Annotated in this window: 16 protein-coding genes, 1 tRNA gene and 2 pseudogenes; 11 read left to right on the forward strand and 8 right to left on the reverse strand. The window is 60.2% G+C overall.

Annotation, left to right across the window (positions count from 1 at the left end; genetic code table 11):
- Nucleotides 1–163: 163 nt before the first annotated feature.
- Nucleotides 164–240 (reverse strand) — tRNA-Glu (locus HZB49_RS22125).
- A 112-nt stretch (nt 241–352) separates the two neighbouring features.
- Between HZB49_RS22125 and HZB49_RS22130 the strand changes: the two genes are divergently transcribed.
- On the forward strand, nt 353–1738 hold the full coding sequence (locus HZB49_RS22130; protein WP_021075817.1) for a tyrosine-type recombinase/integrase: 1386 nt from the start codon (nt 353–355) through the stop codon (nt 1736–1738).
- A gap of 925 nt (nt 1739–2663) precedes the next feature.
- Here the strand turns inward: HZB49_RS22130 and HZB49_RS22135 are convergent.
- The 5 genes and pseudogenes from HZB49_RS22135 to HZB49_RS22145 form a co-directional block, all read right to left on the reverse strand.
- A complete protein-coding gene (locus tag HZB49_RS22135; protein ID WP_021075815.1) occupies nt 2664–3800 on the reverse strand; it encodes a nitronate monooxygenase in 1137 nt (378 codons plus the stop codon).
- Nucleotides 3801–3960: 160 nt separating this feature from the next.
- The gene (locus HZB49_RS22140; RefSeq protein WP_021075814.1) at nt 3961–5148 is read right to left on the reverse strand and encodes a cytochrome P450; all 1188 of its coding nucleotides are present in this window, start codon (nt 5146–5148) and stop codon (nt 3961–3963) included.
- 391 nt (nt 5149–5539) lie between these two features.
- On the reverse strand, nt 5540–5740 hold the full coding sequence (locus HZB49_RS30080; protein ID WP_035649311.1) for a tripartite tricarboxylate transporter substrate-binding protein: 201 nt from the start codon (nt 5738–5740) through the stop codon (nt 5540–5542).
- A gap of 6 nt (nt 5741–5746) precedes the next feature.
- Nucleotides 5747–5938, reverse strand: a complete 192-nt coding sequence (locus tag HZB49_RS30085) for a GntR family transcriptional regulator (protein WP_035649309.1) — start codon at nt 5936–5938, stop codon at nt 5747–5749.
- A 97-nt stretch (nt 5939–6035) separates the two neighbouring features.
- A pseudogene (locus HZB49_RS22145) lies at nt 6036–6345 on the reverse strand (type IV secretory system conjugative DNA transfer family protein); the annotation flags it as partial.
- A gap of 10 nt (nt 6346–6355) precedes the next feature.
- Here HZB49_RS22145 and HZB49_RS22150 point away from each other — a divergent pair.
- The 3 genes and pseudogenes from HZB49_RS22150 to HZB49_RS22160 all read left to right on the forward strand — a co-directional run.
- Nucleotides 6356–6706: pseudogene (locus tag HZB49_RS22150) on the forward strand (IS5/IS1182 family transposase); the annotation flags it as partial.
- Nucleotides 6707–6950: 244 nt separating this feature from the next.
- Nucleotides 6951–8111, forward strand: coding sequence for an acyl-CoA dehydrogenase family protein (locus HZB49_RS22155; RefSeq protein WP_021075812.1), 1161 nt, complete (start codon nt 6951–6953; stop codon nt 8109–8111).
- Between the two features lie 98 nt (nt 8112–8209).
- Entirely contained in the window at nt 8210–8836 is a 627-nt protein-coding gene (locus tag HZB49_RS22160) for a TetR/AcrR family transcriptional regulator (protein WP_021075811.1), read from the forward strand.
- Between the two features lie 102 nt (nt 8837–8938).
- Here HZB49_RS22160 and HZB49_RS22165 read toward each other — a convergent pair whose 3' ends face one another.
- Complete coding sequence (locus HZB49_RS22165) at nt 8939–9910, reverse strand: nitronate monooxygenase (protein ID WP_021075810.1); 972 nt, start codon at nt 9908–9910, stop codon at nt 8939–8941.
- Between the two features lie 140 nt (nt 9911–10050).
- Between HZB49_RS22165 and HZB49_RS22170 the strand changes: the two genes are divergently transcribed.
- The 6 genes from HZB49_RS22170 to HZB49_RS22195 all read left to right on the forward strand — a co-directional run bounded on the left by HZB49_RS22170 (nt 10051) and on the right by HZB49_RS22195 (nt 16907).
- Complete coding sequence (locus HZB49_RS22170; RefSeq protein ID WP_021075809.1) at nt 10051–10860, forward strand: ABC transporter ATP-binding protein; 810 nt, start codon at nt 10051–10053, stop codon at nt 10858–10860.
- On the forward strand, nt 10857–12839 hold the full coding sequence (locus tag HZB49_RS22175) for an AMP-binding protein (protein ID WP_021075808.1): 1983 nt from the start codon (nt 10857–10859) through the stop codon (nt 12837–12839). The genes HZB49_RS22170 and HZB49_RS22175 overlap by 4 nt, the downstream gene beginning before the upstream one ends.
- On the forward strand, nt 12839–13723 hold the full coding sequence (locus HZB49_RS22180) for a branched-chain amino acid ABC transporter permease (protein ID WP_021075807.1): 885 nt from the start codon (nt 12839–12841) through the stop codon (nt 13721–13723). The genes HZB49_RS22175 and HZB49_RS22180 overlap by 1 nt, the downstream gene beginning before the upstream one ends.
- 3 nt (nt 13724–13726) lie before the next feature.
- Complete coding sequence (locus HZB49_RS22185; RefSeq protein WP_021075806.1) at nt 13727–14773, forward strand: branched-chain amino acid ABC transporter permease; 1047 nt, start codon at nt 13727–13729, stop codon at nt 14771–14773.
- A 62-nt stretch (nt 14774–14835) separates the two neighbouring features.
- Nucleotides 14836–16065 (forward strand): ABC transporter substrate-binding protein, encoded by a 1230-nt coding sequence (locus tag HZB49_RS22190; RefSeq protein ID WP_021075805.1) that lies wholly within the window; start codon nt 14836–14838, stop codon nt 16063–16065.
- A 50-nt stretch (nt 16066–16115) separates the two neighbouring features.
- Nucleotides 16116–16907, forward strand: a complete 792-nt coding sequence (locus HZB49_RS22195; RefSeq protein ID WP_021075804.1) for an ABC transporter ATP-binding protein — start codon at nt 16116–16118, stop codon at nt 16905–16907.
- A 19-nt stretch (nt 16908–16926) separates the two neighbouring features.
- On the opposite strand, the gene HZB49_RS22200 is transcribed toward HZB49_RS22195, so the two are convergent.
- Complete coding sequence (locus HZB49_RS22200; RefSeq protein WP_365858858.1) at nt 16927–17742, reverse strand: enoyl-CoA hydratase/isomerase family protein; 816 nt, start codon at nt 17740–17742, stop codon at nt 16927–16929.
- A 115-nt stretch (nt 17743–17857) separates the two neighbouring features.
- Between HZB49_RS22200 and HZB49_RS22205 the strand changes: the two genes are divergently transcribed.
- Nucleotides 17858–18973 carry a CaiB/BaiF CoA-transferase family protein gene (locus tag HZB49_RS22205; protein ID WP_021075802.1) on the forward strand — a complete coding sequence of 372 codons (1116 nt, stop codon included), beginning with the start codon at nt 17858–17860 and terminating at the stop codon, nt 18971–18973.
- Nucleotides 18974–18975: the final 2 nt, after the last annotated feature.

The following is an 18975-nucleotide window of genomic DNA, read 5'->3' on the forward strand; positions in this document are numbered from 1 at the left end:
CGCGGATCATCGCTGAGAACGCAAGAAGGCCCACAATTGGAGCGGCGAGGCTGCCAGCTTTTGCGTGTTGCCATGATCTCAAGCGCGGGGTGGCACTCCGCTTCAACCGGCTCGCCCAAACCGAACAATAAGTCTTTTAGATTCAATATATTGCGGCGAGGCTTGGCGCTCCCTAGGGGAATCGAACCCCTGTTTCAGCCTTGAGAGGGCCAAATAATGAGTCCTTCTCCGTTCGCCACCGTCCGCCGACGTTCAATAATTTCAATAGGTTGAATGCCCATAGTCCAGTATTGTTCGCCAATGTACATGGGTTTATATTCAACGGATATTCGACGTAAAATCGGCGAACGCTATGTCAAAGACACTCACCGAGGCTCAGATCACGACGGCTAAAGCGCGCTCTAGGCTCGAGCTTGGCGTACATTGGCGCCGCCTCGATGCGGAAGCGCATCTGGGCTATCGTAAAGGAAAACGGGGCGGCGTTTGGCTTGTTCGCTGGCGTAATCACCACGAAGGCGGTAACTACAAGCAGGCGCAAGTCGGCATCACAAACGACATCAATGACAAGCGCGCCGAAGGGATTCTGACCTTCGAACAGGCCGTGAGAACGGCTCGGGAGGCCGTAGCTCGAGCCAGAACAGAGGCCGCGTCGCAGGCGGCGGGCCCGGCTCCTACCGTGCGATCGGCCGTTGAATCCTACATCAAGGAACGCGACGCTCGAGAAAGACGCCGAACAGGTCGCGACGTCCGATCCGACGCCGGTACCAAGCTGCGGCGCTACGTTCTCGGTCAAGAAAAGCGCGGCAATCAGGAAGCTGCGGGAGCTGCTCCTCTCGCATCAGTGCAACTGCATGCCCTGAAAGAAGACGACTTGATAACGTGGCGTGAGGGTTTGCCGAAGGACTTAAAGGTCACGACCAAGCAGCGGTTCGTGAATGACCTCAAGGCCGCACTAAATGCCGCGTGGCCCCGGCTTTCCGCAGATCGGAAGAAACTAAATCCGACGTTCCTCGCCATTGTGAAGGCCGGCTTCAAAGCCGAGCGGGTCGATGATGATGATCATGTGTCGGTTGCTCGAGATAACCAGATTCTCACGGATGAAGAGGTTGGCGCCATCCTTCAAGCTGCGTGTGAAGTCGATCAGGAGCAAGGATTTGATGGCGATCTATACCGGATCGTCGTGTGTCTGGCCGCGACCGGCGCGCGGTATGCCCAGGTGAGGCGAATGCGCGTGGGTGACGTACAGGTTTCTGCACGACGTCTGATGGTGCCGGGCTCCTACAAGGGGCGCGGCGGCAATAGTGGCTCAGACCCGGTCCCAGTGGGCGACGATGTGATTGAGGTGCTCTTGCCCGCAATCGCTGGGCGGCCAAGCGATGCACCTCTTTTCGAGCGATGGATCCATGAACAGGAGCCGAGCGGTATCGCGTGGAAGAAGTCTGAACGCGGTCCGTGGAAAAGAGGCGAACTTGCACGTCCCTGGAAGGCCATTCGCCAGCGCGCCGGTATGCCGGAGGTGATTCCCTATGCTTTGCGGCACTCGAGCATCGTGCGCGGTCTCCGAAAGGGCTTGCCCATCCAACAGGTCGCCAAACTGCACAACACCTCAGTCAAAATGATCGAGCGGCACTACGCGAAATACATTGCGACCGCCTTGGAAGACCTCGCAAGAGCGGCAGTCGTGTCCCTGGTGCCGCGGAGCGATGGAAACGTGGTGCCGATAGGAAAACGCGCGTAAGGGATCATCCTGCAATTTTGATCGAATTCATTCATCTGATGGCGCCGGTAATCACGCGACAAGATCCGCACCAAACTTGCCGCCTGATCTTTCCAAGAGCGTTACCAGAAGCCGTCCCGATGATGCGGCGGCTCTTCACACGGGAGAGGTCCAAGGTTCGATCCCCTGTGCGTCCACCATCCGGCCTTTCTGTTCAAAGACTTAGCAATCGAATCCCTGGAGCTGTGCCCCAGCAAAGTTGGGGCACAATAGGGGCACCTTGTTCGGCACGGTTGACGAAAATCGCTCCGCCGTTGCCTGCCCCTCACTGCTTCAATTTGGCGATACGGTGCTCCCCGGCTCCGAACAACTCCGCCAATGACCCTCGTCGGCAATGGTACGGCAAACTCCCCAATCAACTCGACGGCCATTTGCAGCAAAAGAGTCGATCAACTCATCGACGATTTGAATCACGCGCGGTCGTAACCGCTCCATCTCCTTGGGCGAAAAATACTTCGCGAGCGCTCCGCGCAACCTCTGGTGCTGCGGAGGGTCGCGAAAAACCATCCAATTCTCCAGCACGCCCGTCACTATCTCGATCTTTTCTCGCATTTGTCCGGACATGTCGCCACAAAAGGCGTGAACTTCTCCACCGAAAAGCGCTGATCAAGCAGAATGTTGCTGACGAGGTCATGCCGGGTGACAACCCAGCCTCTGAGCGAATGACTCCAGCAGACGGGGGCATTCGCGCGGAGCCTCCGGTAGGCCGCGTGCTGGTCGGCGATGAAATCGGGATGCTTCGGATCAACCGTCGGTGACATTAGATGATCTCACTTGAGCCGCGCGTACGTAAGCAATACCGGTCCCAACGCGCCGCTCCGCAACAAGCCGCGCCGCCTGCAAGTCTGGGTGGTTGACTTCCACGATTGGCGTGGTGTCCTTCGACCTACTCATGCAACGTGCCCGAAAGCCGTTCTACAGCTTCCGCATAATCCTTCATGAAATCGGCGACGACCGACCGTGCCGACTGCTCCGTATTCATCAGGCCGACCGCCTGGCCTACGAAGTATGCCGCAAGATTCTTTGCGCCGTCGTGACCGCTCTCTGCGAGCTTATCGACCTTGGCCATAGGCGGCCGACTGAGTAGTCCCTGAAGCGGCATCGCCAGGGGCTCCGGCGCATCTTTGGCGCCCCAGGCATCCGACCAGGCCGACTGCAACTGTCGCGTCGGCTTGCCCGTGCGGCTCCGGGAACGGACGGTGTTGCGCGACGTCGCCTTCAGCATCTTCTGCTTGACCGTGGGCGTCGTCTCGGCCTCGACGGTCGTCAGCCAAACCGACCCACACCAGACGCCCGCTGCGCCCATCGCCATGCAGGCGGCCATCTGCCGGCCTGTTGCTATGCCACCCGCGGCTAAAACATCGATGTTTTCGTAAGGCTCGATGGCCTGCAAGACCTCGGGGACGAGTACCATCGTCGAAACCTCGCCGCAATGGCCACCCGCCTCGGTGCCGGCAGCGACAAGTATATCGACCCCCGCCTCGGCGTGCTTGATGGCGTGCTCTTTGGCTCCGGTCAGTGCGCCAACGAGGATGCCCTTCGACCGTGCCCGTTCCATGATCGACTTCGGTGGCACACCGAGGGCATTGACGAAGAGCTTGATCGGATGTTGGAACGCCACGTCGAGAAGCTTTGCGGCTCCCGCCTCCCGCATGCTGTCGGCCGTGCGCTTGTCGTACTCGCCGCTCCAAAGATCCGACGTATCGATGCCGTGCCGCTCGAGGAGGCTGTTCACGAATTTTCGATGTCCGTCCGGAATCCGCGACTGCAGCTCAGCCTCTGCAAGGTCACCCTGCTTGTCCTCCATTTTGTTCGGAATCAGCAGGTCGATACCGTAGGGCCGGCCCTTGACACGCGAGTCGATCCAGTCCAGTTCGATTTTCAAGCTCTCTGGTGTGTGTCCGACAGCGCCGAGAACGCCGAAACCGCCTGCGTTCGTCACCTCTGCCACGACATCGCGGCAATGACTGAACGCAAATAACGGGAATTCGATACCCAACTTCTTGCACAACGCCGTTTTCATGGTTGCCGCCTCCTCTGTCTCTTGCGCCCACAGATCCAAGCTGTCCGCCCAGATTCGCGCGGGGGGCCGCGCAGGGCTTTCGGTGTCATGCTGGGCATCCTGTTAGACCTATATGCGATCGGAAGACGAGCCCAACGCTCCGCCCAGGCTGGCGTGCCGGTCATCCGAGCAGGAGTGGGAGCTTTCGAGGTCCCCTGACCGCACCTTCGGACCACGTGACAGCTTTGGAATCGGCGAGGTGAAACTCAGGAATCCTCTTCAAGAACTCCTCGACCGCAACGGTGAGTTCCATGCGCGCGAGGTTCGAACCGACGCAACGATGTATTCCGAGGCCGAAGGCCGCATGGCGGTTCGCCTTGCGGTCAATAATGACCTTATCGGCGTCCGGGAAAACCGCGGGATCTCGGTTGGCCGCCGGGAAGGAGAGCAGCACCATTTGCCCCTTCTCGTAAGGGCAGCCACCTACGACCGTGTCCTTGGCGACGAGCCTCGCCATGGTCACCGGAGAATAGGCCCGCAAGAATTCCTCAATGGCCGTCTGCATCAGCGCGGGCTCAGCAACTAGGCGGCGCCGATCAGCGGGCGTTTTGGCCAAATGCCATAGGCAAGCTCCGATCCCGCTCCATGTCGTATCGATACCGGCAATGAGCAGAAGGCGGAGGGTGCCGAGGATGTGGTTGTCCGTCAAAGGCGCACCATCAATCCGATCGGCGGCCAGATAACTGATGAGATCATCGGCCGGCGACCTGCGACGCTGCTCCACGTGATCCAGCAGGTAGGCGGTCATTTCCGACAGGGTACGCACCATCGTGGCATCGTCCAGGATGGCTTCCTCAACGAGCCCATGCACCCATCCACGGAACATTTCCCCATCGCTTGGCGGCAGGCCAAGCATCCCTGCAATCACACGCACCGGAATATGCTGGGCAAAATCCACCGCTGCGTCGCACGTCTCGTCGCCGATAAACCGATCGATGAGGTCATTGCAGATCATGCGCGTTGTCGGGATCAGCTTGTTGATGGCTTCGGGCGTGAACTGAGGCAGCAGGACCATACGTGCGGCGCGATGATGCGGCGGATCAGACGTGATCGGAGGCGCCGGCGATTTCACGGGGGGCGGCGTCTCGCGCACCTGAACCCGCCGTGAAGAGAAATGCTCGGTATCATACGCAATCTGACGGATATCTTCGTAACGCGTGGGAAAGTACACACCCTGGAACCGACTCGTATGAGCAACCGGACAGGATCGGCGCAGCTCGTCCCAGATTGGGAACGGGTCTTCAATCCATCGCGGGTCAAGGTGGTCGAAGTCTGTTGCCCAATCAGTGACGGGATGCCGATCTCTCATACTCGGACCTCCATTCCTAACGACGAGCCGCCACGTTTGGGCGGACGCCACTCTCATCCACAGAGTTCTTCCATCTCACGCCGATCGCGGCTGTTCGGCTCAGGCAACCCCGACCATACCGCGCCGCACAAACCGTCGACTCCTCGCCAACGAATTTCTAACGATTGTTAGGGATATCATCTAGCTCGTCTTGCCGGACGTCAAGAAGTTACGGGTTCCCCCTTCTGCAGAAATGCACGGGATATGCCAATATCCATCATTATCCCCATCCGCCATGTGACGCTTGTTGTCTGCCAACGTCTTTTGGATCGAGCCGCCGGCCTGCGGCAAGAACGCGGCTATTTGGCGTGCCGCCTGGACCCCTGCATGCTGGGGGCCGGGCTACGAACGGTTAGCCATCGGGCTTCGCCTTCGCGAGCGAAACCATTGCGGTGCCACCGCCGGCGCCTGGTGGATTCTCCACAATTACGGTAACGTCGAGAGCCTCGCTGAGCTTGGGTGCGACGGCACGAGCGAGCACATCGGTCGGCCCGCCCGCCGGGAACGGTATCAGCCACGTGATCGGCTTTGACGGATAAGCTTGCGCCGACACAAGCGACTAACGCCCAGAGATTCCAAGCCGCGCAGCGCTTCGCCGAAGGGCGTGTCGGCTTACGGCAAGAGCCTTTGCCATGTCCCGCTCGTTGGGCAGGCGGTCGCCCATTCCCAGGACGCCCGAGCGGGCCTCGTCGCGGATCTGATCCGAGATCACCTCGAACGTGTGGTGGGTTTTGATTGGTCGGATCGACATCTGGCCTGCTCAATTGATTAACGCACCGTCGACCGGCCGCAAAGTGGCTTATCGTGCGCTGCGGTATGCGTTGTCCATGCCGGGCGCGGCAACCTCAGGTTAGATTCCAGTTCTCTCCTTTGATTTCTCTCCTTTGATATCGTGAACAAGACAAACTGCCCGGCCAGGTCAGCAGGGTCGGAATGACAAGGCCGACGCCCCTGCCGCTCCGGTCGGCGCGAAACACAGGACGTGCTCTGGTCCATTATGGCGAAGGTAATGGCGGCCGAACCGCCGAGCACGACGCCATCCTGGTCCATGAGCTGCGCGGCCCGCAGTTCTGAGGCCGCCGCCCAACGCGCCGAACCAAAGGTTGCGGCCGTCTTTGCCTCGCGCGCCCGCCAGATCGACATTGCAAAGGCAACGATGCCACCCGATGGCTGTCAGTTCGTGATCCATGCGAAGGCGCTGCCCGGCAACCGCTATGACGGCCACGCGCTCGCAACCGTCATCCCCGAGATAGAGGCGCTGATCGGCAACACCATCGCGCGCATTCTCCTCGACAAGGGTTATCGGGCCACAACGCCCCGCCGGATTACAAGTTCAGGGTGTTTACGTCAGGCTAGAAGCGGCGGGTAACGCCACAGATCAAGCGCGAGATGCACAGCCGGCGTTCGTTCCGTCGTCGAGCCGGTGATCGGCCATCTCAAATCCGAACCCCGAATGGGCCGCAATTACCTTTGGTATCGCGACGGTAACGCCACCAATTCCGTCCTTGCTGCCGTCGGATAAAACTTCCGCCGCCTCATCAACCGGCTGAGCCTTCTGCTGTTCAAAATCCTAGCTCGGCCCAGCCTCGGACTGCGGCTCATGTCAGCCTGAAATCCCGGTTCTTCAGGGTCGACTAACGAGTTGAAGGCATTTGAAAACCGGCGCGCGCATGACCGAAATTTGACCCACGGGTAAATTAATGTATCCTCTCGTAAATTGCATGCCGCAACTCTGCGGCCTTAATTGCGGATGGGATGCGACCATGAACAAGCATTTCAGCGATACAGGTTCGGAGCCGTTTTTGTCAGAACAGCAGCGCATGGTTCGCAACACGGCGCGCCAACTTGGACGGGATGTCCTTGCCCCAACTGCAGCCGAGCGTGATAGCACCTCGGCGTGGCCGACCGAGGAGCTGAGAGTTCTCGGCGCCCAGGGTTTCATGGGCATGACCGTCTCCGAGGAATACGGCGGCTCGGCATCTGGCTTTCTCGCCTATTGTCTCGCCATCGAGGAACTTTCCGCCGCCGACGGCGGGGTCGGAACGATCGTCCACGTTCACAATCTCGGCGCAGCTCATGTCATTGCGAAAAACGGCACTGCCGAGCAAAAGCAGCGACTGCTTCCTGCGCTTGCCTCCGGCGACAAGATCGGCGCCTTCCTGATTACCGAGCCGCAGGCTGGTTCCGAAACATCGGCACTTCGAACCTCGGCGCGCCGCGACGGCGATGATTTCGTGATCAACGGGACCAAGCAGTTCATCTCCAACGGCAGCGAGGCCGGCGTGGCGATCATCGTCGCGCGCACCGATCCGGGTGCAGGCAAGCGCGGCTTCACCACCTTCCTGGTCGAGCCGCCTGCAAAAGGCTACATAGTCAGTCGCATTGAGGAAAAACTCGGGCAGCGGACCGCGCATACCGCCCAGATCCAGCTCGACGACCTCCGCGTTCCCAAGGAAAACATCCTCGGCACGCTCGATTGCGGCTACGGCATCATGATGTCAGGTCTTTCCGACGGCCGCATCGCCATCGCTGCGCAGGCGGTCGGAATCGCGCAGGCGGCTCTCGAAGCAGCCATACATTATGCGCGCGAACGTGAGGTCGCAGGCAAACCGATCATGGAGCTGCAGGGCGTCAGCTTCGCTCTCGCCGACATGGCGGCGCAGGTCGATATCGCCCGACAATACTATATTCATGCCGCGCGCCTGCTCGAGGCCGGCCTGCCCTGCATGAAGGAGGCTGCCATCGCGAAGCTGTTCGCCAGCGAAATGGCCGAGAAAGTGTGCTCCGAGGCGCTGCAGATTCATGGCGGATACGGTTATCTGCGGGATTTCCCGGTGGAGCGTTACTGCCGCGATGTCCGCGTCTGCAAGATCTACGAGGGCACCAGCAACATCCAGAAACTCATCATCGCCCGCAATCTTTGACTTGCGATGGGTATTCGCGTTGATAAAAGCTGACCGAATCAGCTCAATTGTGCCGGGATCAGCGCTGCTGTTCTCGCAATGAAATTCTAGGAGTGGTGGTGTCTGGCCGTGACCGTCAGCTTGCCGCGTGGAACGACACCGTTCAGACCCGCGACCAGCAATTCAATCTGAAGCGAACCGCCTTGCTGAAAGAGGCGGCGCGCGCATTCAGCTCGCAAGGATATCATGCGACGTCGCTCGACGATGTCGCCAAGACGCTTGGCGTGACCAAGCCCGCGCTCTATTATTACATCAAGAACAAGCAGGAAATCCTGTTCGAGTGCCATATGCTGTCGCAGGATCTCGGCGATCGCGCGTTCGAGCACGCGTACAAGACCGGCAGGAACGGCCGTGAAATTCTGCTTTCGTTTGCGAAGGAATTCATCGAGTCGCACAACAGCGAGATCGGCGATTGCGCCGTCCTCGTCGAATTCCAGGCGCTCGATCCCGCCAACCGCAAGATCGTCGCCGCGCGCCGTGACAAGGCGCAGCATCAGATGCAGGCGATTATCGAGAAGGGCATGGCCGACGGCAGCATACGGCAGGTCGATCCAAAATTGACCGTGTTTTTCTTCATGGGTGCGGTCAACTGGATGGCACGGTGGTTCGATAAGGACGGACCGAAAAGCGGCGCGGAGATCGCGAAGGTTTTTACAGACCTTCTCGACCACGCCGTTTCGCCCTAGCCTAAGAGCGTATCCCGCGGTTGCTGGATATTGCGTATATCCGTGGGATCGGCCCCCACCTTGAGCCGTTAAGGCAAAAGCGGACGAGAGCCGTCCCGCGAGCTATTGACTGCCGACTGAAGCGAACCTGCGCGCGGCCCGTTGCTGGCTTGCTGCGCGCGCCGCATCGTAATCATGCGTCATGCGGTCGATCACGCCCGCAGCCGGCTCGACACGCTCGACATCGCCAACGCCCTGCCCCGCGCTCCAGATATCCCGCCATGCCTTCAGCGTCTCGATCTCCTTCAGGAGATTGAAACCGTCATGCTTCGGCTCCGGCCTGAAGCCGCTGCGTTCGAGGCTTTTGCGGAGCATGTTGGCGGGAAGGCCAGTGACTTCGGCCGTCAGCTGAATGTCGTCGGCGTTGCTATCGATCAGCATTTGCCGGTAATCATCCGCCGCCATGCTCTCCGTCGCCGCGATAAAGGGCGTACCGACATAGGCGAAGTCGGCGCCGAGCTCTTCCGCAACATGGATCAGGCGGCCATTCGAGATCGCCCCGGCGAGAACAAGGGGTCCGGCGAAGAATTTACGAACGGCGGTGACGAATGCGAAGGGGTTGAGCCAACCGGTGTTGCCGCCGGAGCCGCCACACAACAAAATCAGACCATCAACGCCGGTTTCCGCCGCGCGTTGGGCGTGTTTGAGCGAGGCGACGTCGGAGAAAACCAAGCCGCCGTAGCTCTTTACGGCGGCAACAACACGACCCGGATGTCCGACGCTGGCAATCACCAGCGGCGACTTGTGTTTGACGACCAGATCGACGTCTTCCGCCAGCCTGGTGTTGGTTGGATGGACGATCAGGTTCGCTGCATAGGGAGCCGCGTCCGGCTGCAACTCGGCCGTGATCCTCGCGAGCCATTGATCCAGGATTGCCGTCGACCGCGCATTAAGGGTCGGAAAAGAGCCCGCGACGCCGGCCTGCGAACAAGCGATGACAAGGTCGGGACCCGATACGAGAAACATCGGCCCAACCAGAACGGGCAATTTGAGCTGGGTGCGGAGTTGCACAGCAAGATTGGGGTCGCCCAGCATTCGTTCACGCCGTGAATTGGTCGCATGAAAAGCGTCAAAAATCTATTTGACTTGCAAGTAAGTATTATGCCTGATTGGTCATAACGCAACGAAAATAACTACGCGCGCGCTTTGAACGACTGCGCGACTACGGAGGAGACATGAGCGCCGAAGCGGCGACCCATGCGGAGCCCAACGTGAGCGGTATGCGGCCGATGCTGACCGCAGACCGTCTGCGAATGTCGTTCGGCGGCGTTGTCGCCCTGAACGAAGTCTCGATCGAGATCAGGCCCGACGAGCTCATTGCGGTTATCGGCCCCAACGGCGCCGGCAAAACCTCGCTGATGAACTGTATGAGCGGCTTCTATCGACCGCAGCAGGGCCGCATCGTGTTCGATGGTGAGCAGATGGTCGGCCGAAGCGTCCATCAAATCGCGCGATCCGGATTGGCGCGGACGTTTCAGGGAACGCACATCTTTCCCGGCATGACCGTGATCGAGAACATCCTGATCGGGCGGCACATGCATATGCGCAGTTCGATTTTGCAGGCCTTCGTGCATTTTCACTGGGCCCAAAAGGAGGAAGCGCAGCACCGCGAGGTCGTCGAGGAAATCATTGAATTGCTGGAAATCGAATCGATCCGCCATCAGCCGGTCGGAACACTTGGATATGGCTTGCGCAAGCGTGTCGACCTCGGCCGCGCGCTCGCGCAGGAACCGAAAATTCTGCTGATGGACGAGCCGATGGCCGGGATGAACAACGAGGAAAAGGAAGACCTCGCCCGGTTCATCCTCGACGTACGCGAGGCGCGCGGCATCCCCGTCGTACTCGTCGAGCACGATATGGGTGTGGTCATGGACCTCGCGGACCGCATCTACGTACTAGATTTCGGGAAAATGATCGCGACCGGAACGCCCGCCCAGATTCAGCGGGACCCGCTGGTCATGAAAGCTTACCTGGGCGAAAAATGACCTCAGCCGCCACACCAATGAAAACATTGCCGCAGGCATTCGTCGACCGGGCCACGGCGGAGCCCGAGCGGCTAATCGCGCGTCACAAGTATCGGGGCATCTGGCGTGAGTTCCGTTACGGCGACGTGCTCGAGCGCGTCCGCAACCTGGCGGTTGGATTGCAATCGATGTCGTTTGCGCGCGGCGAGACGGTCGCCATCATCGGCGAAAACGAGCCCGAGAATTTTTGGATGGAGCTTGCCGTGCTCTCGCTCGGCGGCAAGGTCGTCTCGCTCTACCCCGACCTCACAGTCGGTGAAATCGAGTACCTCCTGAACGACAGTCAGGCGGTTTACTTCGTAGGCCAGGACCAGGAGCAGATTGACAAGGGGCTCGCAGTACTCGGCAGCGTCCCGACATTGCGCAGGCTGATCTACTGGGATGATACCGGCATGTGGTCTTACCGGCAGCCGAGCCTCATGAAGCTCGAGCACATGGAAGACGAGGGACGCAAGCGGAACGCCGCCGAGCCGGGGTTGTTCGATAGCCTTGTCGCATTGGGCCAGCCTGACGACATCGCCATCCTGTCCTACACATCCGGCACGACGGGGCGTCCCAAAGGCGTCATTATCACGCACCGTTATCTGATCGACAACGCGCATCGATTGGTGAACGGCACCGACCTGACGCCGGGCATGGATTACCTCACCTACATTGCGCCTGCCTGGGTCACCGAACAATTGTTCGGTGTTACGATCGGCGTCACCTTGCCGCTGGTGGTCAACTTTCCGGAGTCGCCGGAGCAGGTTCTGGCCAATCTCCGCGAACTCGCGGTCGAGGCGATGGTGTTCGCACCCCGGCAATGGGAGAGCCTGGCCTCGACGATCCAGGCAAAGATGCTCGACGCGGGGCCAATCCGCCGCCGCATTTACGAATGGGGCGTCAAGATCGGACGCAAGGTCAACGTCGCTCGGCTCGACGGCAAGCCGGTACCATTGGCAGCCCACTTGGCATTTCCGATCGCGGAGACTTTGGTTCTGAAGCCGTTGCGCGACAAGCTCGGCCTGACGCGCGTGAAGGTCGCGCTGAGCGGCGGATCAACCATGGCGCCCGATGTGTTCCGGCTGTTTCACGCCATCGGCGTACCCTTGCGCAATATTTACGGTTCGACCGAGATCGGCATCATGACGATTCACAAGGGCGAACGCTACGACCTCGAAACCGTCGGCCACTGGCTTGAAGCCCACCCCGCAACAGCGGCGCTGGAATGGAAGGTTTCACCGGACGGCGAACTGCTCGTACGCGGTGGATCTTTCTTTCAGGGCTATTTCGGCAAGCCCGACAAGACCACCGAACGAATAGATGGCGGATGGTACCGGACCGGCGACGCTGTTTCCGTCACTACCTCCGGCGAGTTGGTTTTCCTCGAGCGGATCGAGGATCTCGCCAAGCTGAGTTCCGGTCAAAGCTATCCACCGCAATTCATCGAAACGCGGCTGCGCTTCAGTCCGTTCATCAAGGACATCATGACGCTTGGCGACGCGTCGCGGGACTACATCGGAGCGTTGATCAATATCGACATGGGTGTGGTATCGCGGTGGGCGGAGGAACGCAGGCTGGCTTATTCGACATTCGCCGACCTCTCGCAAATGACAGCCGTAGCCGATTTGATCCGCGAAGAGATCGTCCGCATCAACAAATTTCTGCCCGATCATGCACAAGTCCGGCGATTTGCGAATTTTCCCAAGGAACTCGATCCGGACGAGGGCGAATTGACCCGCACGCGCAAGCTACGACGTGAATTTCTGGTGCAACGCTATGCAGAATTGATCGACGGCCTCTACGCCGGCAAAGATCGCGTGGCGCTCTCAATCCCCGTCACCTACCAGGATGGACGCCGCGGAACGATGGCGGCCAACGTGCTGATTCATTCCGTCGACGCGGCCCCTCTGGTCGCCACGGCGGTGCAGGCGCGGCGCAAAATGGCCGGGATGTCATGATGATCGACTTTCTGAATTACCTGATCAACGGTTCGCTGGTAGGGCTCCTTTACGCCCTTATCGCGATGGGCTTCATTGTCATCTACCGCGCGTCGAAGGTGTTCAACTTTGCGCAAGGCGAGCTCGTCGTGTTCGGCGGCTTCATCGTCTGGTGGATGGTGATCCAAACCGGACTGCCACTGTTCGTGGCGCTTCCGCTGGCGATGGCGGTATCGGCGATATTCGGGCTTATCATCGAGCGCATCTTTTTTTCGCGTCTCGTCGGCGAGTCCAGTTTCGCGATGGTGATGGTGACGATCGGCCTGCTGATTCTCATCAGGGGCCTCATCCTTTTGATATTCGGACCGCAGGTCCGGCCGTTTCCGATCATCTTCGCGTTGAAGCCGGTGATCATCGGCGACATCCTGATTCCGCGGTCACTGCTGATCGGCGCCGTGATCACGGTGATTGTCGGACTGGGCCTGTCGTGGTTCTTCAACAACACCCGCGCCGGACTCAAAATGACCGCGGTCGCCGAGGATCATCAGGTCGCGTTGTCGATGGGAATCTCGGTGAAACGCTCCATCGCTTTCGCCTGGGCGCTGGGCGCCGTATTGTCGACCCTCGGCGCGATCATCTACCTCAGCGGCAAGTCGCTGAATTTCCTGGCGTCGGACATCGGGCTTTCGGCGCTGCCGGTGGCCCTGCTCGCCGGATTCGAGTCGATCGCCGGAGTCTTGTTGGCCGGTCTGATCGTCGGCGCCGTGCAGGGACTTGTGACGGCCTATGTCGACCCGGTGGTCGGCGGAGCGGTTGGCTCGGTATTCCCGTTCGTGATCATGCTTGTCATCTTGTTTATCCGCCCGACCGGAATGTTCGGGTGGAGAACGATCGAGAGGGTTTGAGCGATGGATCCGGCCGGCATTTTCGCCACCAGTTTTGCGCGCGATGCGGCGTTGGTGCGGACGCGTCCGCAGCAGATTGCCCTAGCCTTGTTTCTGATTTTCCTGCTGGCGCTGCCGATCCTGTTCGGACCGCGGCTGCTCGCCATCTCGACGCTGATATTGATCTCGTCGGTGATCGTCCTCGGCCTTCAGGTCACCACCGGTTATGCCGGCCAGATCAATCTGGGACAGGCCGCCTTTATGGGCGTCGGCGCCTACACGACCGGTTTTCTGGCCACGAAACTGGGGTTTCCGTTCTGGTTGACCATCCCGCTCGGGGGGTGTTCCGCGGCTGTGTTCGGCTTCATCTTCGGATTGTCGGCGGTGCGCATCAAGGGGTTCTACCTGGCGCTGACGACGATCGCCGCCCAGGCGCTGTTTCATTTCTTCGTTCTGAACCTGCCATGGTTTGGCGGTTCGAACGGCCTGACGCTCGACCCTGCCAGCCTGTTCGGATTCGCGTTCGCGACGGATATCTCGATCTATTATCTCTGTCTCGCCGTCGCGGCGCTCATGACCTTTGGCGCTTACGGCATGGTGCGGGGCCGGTACGGACGCGCTTTCGTAGCCGTGCGCGACGACGACGTCGCAGCCGGCATTATGGGCATTGATGTCGTGGCCATCAAGGCGACCGCGTTCTTGGTCGGCGCATTCTATGCCGGCGTCGGCGGCGGATTGTGGGCTTATTTCGTTCGCTTTGTCGCGGTCGATCAGTTCACGCTGTTCAATTCGATATGGTTTATTGCCATGATAATCGTCGGCGGAATGGGGTCGATCACGGGCGCTCTCGTCGGCGTCGTCGTCATCAAATGCATTCAGGAGGCCTTCGTGTCGCTCGGGCCATCCGTCGTCTCGCAATTCCCCTCGATCGGCGGCGATGTCGTATTTTCCCTGATGAATGTGTTTCTCGGCAGCGTCATTGCAGCATTTCTGATCTTCGAGCCGCGCGGCCTGATGCATCGCTGGAATATCCTGAAGCGGTCGTATCGGACATGGCCGTTTCCATACTGAACGTAGCGAAGCCGCCGCAGGGCGGTGTCCATGAAACATAACAGAACCGGGAGGACGTAGAGATGAAGAGCAGACGTTTTAAATGGATCGCAGGCGCCGCGGCAGTGGCGGTCGTCACACTCGCGCTGCCCGCTTCGGCGCAGACGACCTACAATATTGCCTCGATCGCCGACTTTACCGGACCCTACGCCGACATCATGAAGGACCTTGTCGGCGCCCGTCGCGCCACTGTCGATTGGTGGAACGAAGAAGTCGGCAAGGGAATGGGCATCAAGATCGGGATCAAGGACTTTGACGGGCGCTACGACGCGGCGCAGACTGCGAGCCTTTGGCCCGGCATCAAGGCCGAACTCAATCCGGTGGCCGTACTCGGCGTCGGTGGACCTGACGTCGCCGCGCTGCAAGGTCGGCTTCCGGCGGACAAGGTGCCCATGTTGATGTCGACGGCCGGTTACGGGTTCGCTTGGAAAGGCGATCCCTGGATCTTCAACCCGCGGCCAACTTATGGCCATGAGGCTGCCGGGTTCTTCGAATGGTTCCGCAGCACCCGCGGCATCAAGGGGCCGCTGAAAGTCGGCATCATTTCCTCGGAAGCCTCGCCGGCTTATGTCGATATTGCCAAGGGCGCGGAGAAGTTCGCCAAGGACAACCCGGACAAGGCTGAAATCGTCGAGACCATTTTTACCGAAGTTCAGCCGACCGATCTGACCACCCAGGTTGGCCGCCTGATCCGCAAGGGCGTGCAAGTTATCGATATCCAGACCAACACGGCCGCGGTTGTGGCGACCAAGCGTGCGCTGCAGGCGCTCGGCAAGGCCGATATTCCGATCATGATGAGTTCGCATAACGGCCTGATTGCCTCAGGTAAGGCCGTTGGCGGCATGAAGGACCTGGAAGGCGACTATGAAGTCTACGGCATGGCCGTGCCGACTGAGCAAAAGACCAAAGCCCACGACTTCCACCAGATGGTCGTCGCAAAATACAAGTCGCAGGCGACATGGTCCGTCGCGAGCGTCATGGGCTACAATCAGACGCTGGTCGCACTCCGGGCGATCGAGGCGGCTGCGCGCAAGGTCGGCGCCGACAAAGTCACTGGCGAGGCGGTTCGCACCGCGCTGCTGACGACACCGATTTCGGCCGATCAGACTTTCAGCATTCTGCCAAACCTGACTTATACGAATGAGGCGCCATTCCCGGTCAAGGGCCTGACCGTCAACGTCGCGACCATCAAGGATGGTAAATATGTTATCGCCGCTGAAAACGTGCCGGTCCCCACGATTGCGAAGTGGTAACCCGGCTGAACCAGCCGGAGCGCGACAGCGCTCCGGCCGCGGAGTTGTCGATGCTTGAGCTCAGCAATGTCGAGGTTATCTACAGCGACGTCATCCTTGCGGTGAAGGGTATTACGCTCGTCGTGCCCAAGGGGTCTTGCGTCACGCTCTTGGGCGGCAACGGAGCTGGCAAGTCGACCACGCTCAAATCGATCTCGAACCTCCTCATGACCGAGGACGGCAAGGTGACGTCGGGGACGATTTCGTTCGAGGGCTCGCGGATCGACGGCGGTGATCCGGCAAAAATCGTCCGCAACGGGATCGTCCACGTCATGGAGGGCCGCCGCGTCCTCAGTCACCTGACCGTGGAGCAGAACCTGATTGCCGGCGGTCATATGGAGCCTTCAGCGCCGGCGATGCGGCGGCGGCTCGATGGCGTCTACGACCGGATCAAGCGCCTTGCCTTGCTGAAGTCGCGCACGACCGGCTATTTGTCCGGCGGCGAACAGCAGATGGTGGTGATCGGCCGCGCGCTGATGGCCAATCCGAAGCTCATGATGATCGACGAGCCGTCGTTGGGGCTGGCGCCGATGATGGTCGATGAGGTGTTCGGCGTTCTCCGCTCATTGAAGGAAGATGGCCTGACGCTGCTCATCGTCGAACAGAATACCCGCGTCGCGCTGGACCTCGCCGATTTCGGATACGTCATGGAAGACGGACGCATCGTACTGGAAGGTAACGCGGCCGACCTTCGCGCCAACGAGGACATCCGCGAATTCTATCTCGGCCTCAACCTCGAAGGCGTGCGCAAGAGCTATCGGAACATCAAGCACTATCGGCGCCGCAAGCGATGGCTCGGATAATTGAGGCGCAGAAAGCGTTTCAGCGGCCGATGAACGACGGCTTGCGCTTTTGCTCGAATGCGGCAAGTCCCTCTTTCATATCGTGGCTATGGGCGTGGACTTCGCTTGCGAGCAATTCGAGCCTGAGAGCAACCTCCTTTGGTTGTTCGAGACCGTCGGCGACCAGCGCCTTCATGCGGCGGAGCACCAGCGAGCTCTTGGACCCGAGCTTGGCGGCCAAGCGCTCGACCGCCGCCGTCAGTTCGGCGTCATCGACGACCTCGTTGACGAGACCGCAGGCAACCAGATCGTCGGCGGGCACGAAATCGCCAGTAAACAGCAGATATTTCGCACGGGTCGGACCGATTTTTCGAGGCAGCCGCACCGAACTGCCGCCGCCCGGCAGCAGACCGAAATTGGCATGCGCGTCACCAAGCTTCGCTGACCGCGCTGCGATAACCAGATCGCAGCACAGCACCAACTCCAGGCCGCCCGCTAGGGCCAACCCATTGACTGCGGCGATGACCGGCCGCGGACAGGTCTCCAGTCGTGCCATCATGTCGAGGACGGCGTCGAGGAACCGCGTCGCGGCGGGTGCATCGCCCTGCGTCGCGCTATTGACGTATTTCAAATCGGCTCCGGCGCAAAAGGCACGCCCGGTGCCCATCAGCACCACGGCCTTGATCGCCGGATCATCGGCATGCGTTAGAGCGGCGGTAATTCCCGCCACCATGTCGGGCGTAATCGCGTTGAGCGCCGTCGGCCGATTGAGCGTGATCCATACCGCATCGGCACGAACTTCGACCAGAACGCTTTGCTCCGGCTTGATCTTTTCAGACGTCGTCACTGTTCTCACCTCGACAACAAGTATTTGACTTTTGGGTCAATTAATAATTTAGTCAGTAAAATTATAGACCAACGAATAAAATCTGCAAGCTTAGGCTCTGCATATCCGGGGAAGAGACATCGTCATGTTGCAGCTCGAGGGTATTCGTATTGTCAGCCTGGCTGAGCAATATCCCGGGCCCTACGCGACGCTTCTGATGGCCGATCTTGGGGCCGACGTCATCCTCGTCGAGCGTCCGGGCATCGGAGATCCCGCGCGGCAGTTTCCGGCGTTCCACGCCGCGCTCAATCGCAACAAGCGCTCGGTGGCGCTCGATCTCAAGGCGGACGGCGACAAGCAGCGGTTCCGGGATCTCGTCGCTTCTGCCGACGTCCTGCTGGAAGGGTTTCGGCCCGGCACCATGCAGCGGCTGGGGCTGGGTTATGAGGCGATGGCCTCGATCAATCCCCGTTTGGTCTATGCGTCGATCTCCGGCTTCGGACAGACCGGCCCCTACCGCGACCGACCCGCCCATGATCTCTCCTACCAGGCTCTCGCCGGATTCCTGCACGCCCAGGCCGCAACGCGTTCGACGCAGCTTCCGAGCGATATCGCGGTTGGCGACCTTTCATCGGGGATGTTTGCGGCGCTCGGCGTGCTTGCGGCGCTGCTGGCGCGCGCGCGCATGGGAAAGGGGGCGTATATCGACGTGTCGATGACCGACGGGCTGGTATCGTGGATGTCGGTCATGGTTGGCCCGGCGATGAACGGCGAGCCGCTCGCCGACATCGCGGCAGAGCCCGCTTATGGTCTGTTCGAATGCCAGGACGGCAAGCTGCTGTCGCTGTCGATCGCGCATGAGGACTGGTTCTGGCGGCCGCTTTGCACGCTGATCGGCATGGAGGACGTAGCTGATCTGAAACGCGCGCAACGAACCCGACGGGAAGTCGAACTGGTTGCGCGCATCGGCAAGGCCATCGCCGCCGCGCCACGCGGCCAATGGGCCGACAAGCTTGACGCCGCGGGAATCCCCTGGGGTCCCGTCAGCGCAATTGACGAAGTCGCGGCCGACCCGCACTTCATCGAACGGGGGCTGTTCGGCGAGGTGGCCGACAGCGATGGCAGGCGTCGCCGCTATGTCGCGCAACCCTTGATTATTGACGGCCACCATCCGGGACCGACGCGGGGCGTGCCTGGCCTCGGCGAACACACGGAGGAAGTGCTGTCCGAACTGTCGCTAAGGGCACAGAATATAACCTGAGA

It is taken from the genome of Bradyrhizobium sp. (assembly GCF_016219575.1).
In the GTDB taxonomy this organism is placed as follows: domain Bacteria; phylum Pseudomonadota; class Alphaproteobacteria; order Rhizobiales; family Xanthobacteraceae; genus Bradyrhizobium.

Bases quoted from the DNA above. Each gene is read 5' to 3' on its own strand.
- HZB49_RS22130 (WP_021075817.1), top strand. From the start codon at position 353: ATGTCAAAGACACTCACCGAGGCTCAGATCACGACGGCTAAAGCGCGC.
- HZB49_RS22135 (WP_021075815.1), bottom strand. From the start codon at position 3,800: ATGAAAACGGCGTTGTGCAAGAAGTTGGGTATCGAATTCCCGTTATTT.
- HZB49_RS22140 (WP_021075814.1), bottom strand. From the start codon at position 5,148: ATGAGAGATCGGCATCCCGTCACTGATTGGGCAACAGACTTCGACCAC.
- HZB49_RS30085 (WP_035649309.1), bottom strand. From the start codon at position 5,938: ATGTCGATCCGACCAATCAAAACCCACCACACGTTCGAGGTGATCTCG.
- HZB49_RS22155 (WP_021075812.1), top strand. From the start codon at position 6,951: ATGAACAAGCATTTCAGCGATACAGGTTCGGAGCCGTTTTTGTCAGAA.
- HZB49_RS22165 (WP_021075810.1), bottom strand. From the start codon at position 9,910: ATGCTGGGCGACCCCAATCTTGCTGTGCAACTCCGCACCCAGCTCAAA.
- HZB49_RS22170 (WP_021075809.1), top strand. From the start codon at position 10,051: ATGAGCGCCGAAGCGGCGACCCATGCGGAGCCCAACGTGAGCGGTATG.
- HZB49_RS22175 (WP_021075808.1), top strand. From the start codon at position 10,857: ATGACCTCAGCCGCCACACCAATGAAAACATTGCCGCAGGCATTCGTC.
- HZB49_RS22180 (WP_021075807.1), top strand. From the start codon at position 12,839: ATGATCGACTTTCTGAATTACCTGATCAACGGTTCGCTGGTAGGGCTC.
- HZB49_RS22185 (WP_021075806.1), top strand. From the start codon at position 13,727: ATGGATCCGGCCGGCATTTTCGCCACCAGTTTTGCGCGCGATGCGGCG.
- HZB49_RS22190 (WP_021075805.1), top strand. From the start codon at position 14,836: ATGAAGAGCAGACGTTTTAAATGGATCGCAGGCGCCGCGGCAGTGGCG.
- HZB49_RS22195 (WP_021075804.1), top strand. From the start codon at position 16,116: ATGCTTGAGCTCAGCAATGTCGAGGTTATCTACAGCGACGTCATCCTT.
- HZB49_RS22205 (WP_021075802.1), top strand. From the start codon at position 17,858: ATGTTGCAGCTCGAGGGTATTCGTATTGTCAGCCTGGCTGAGCAATAT.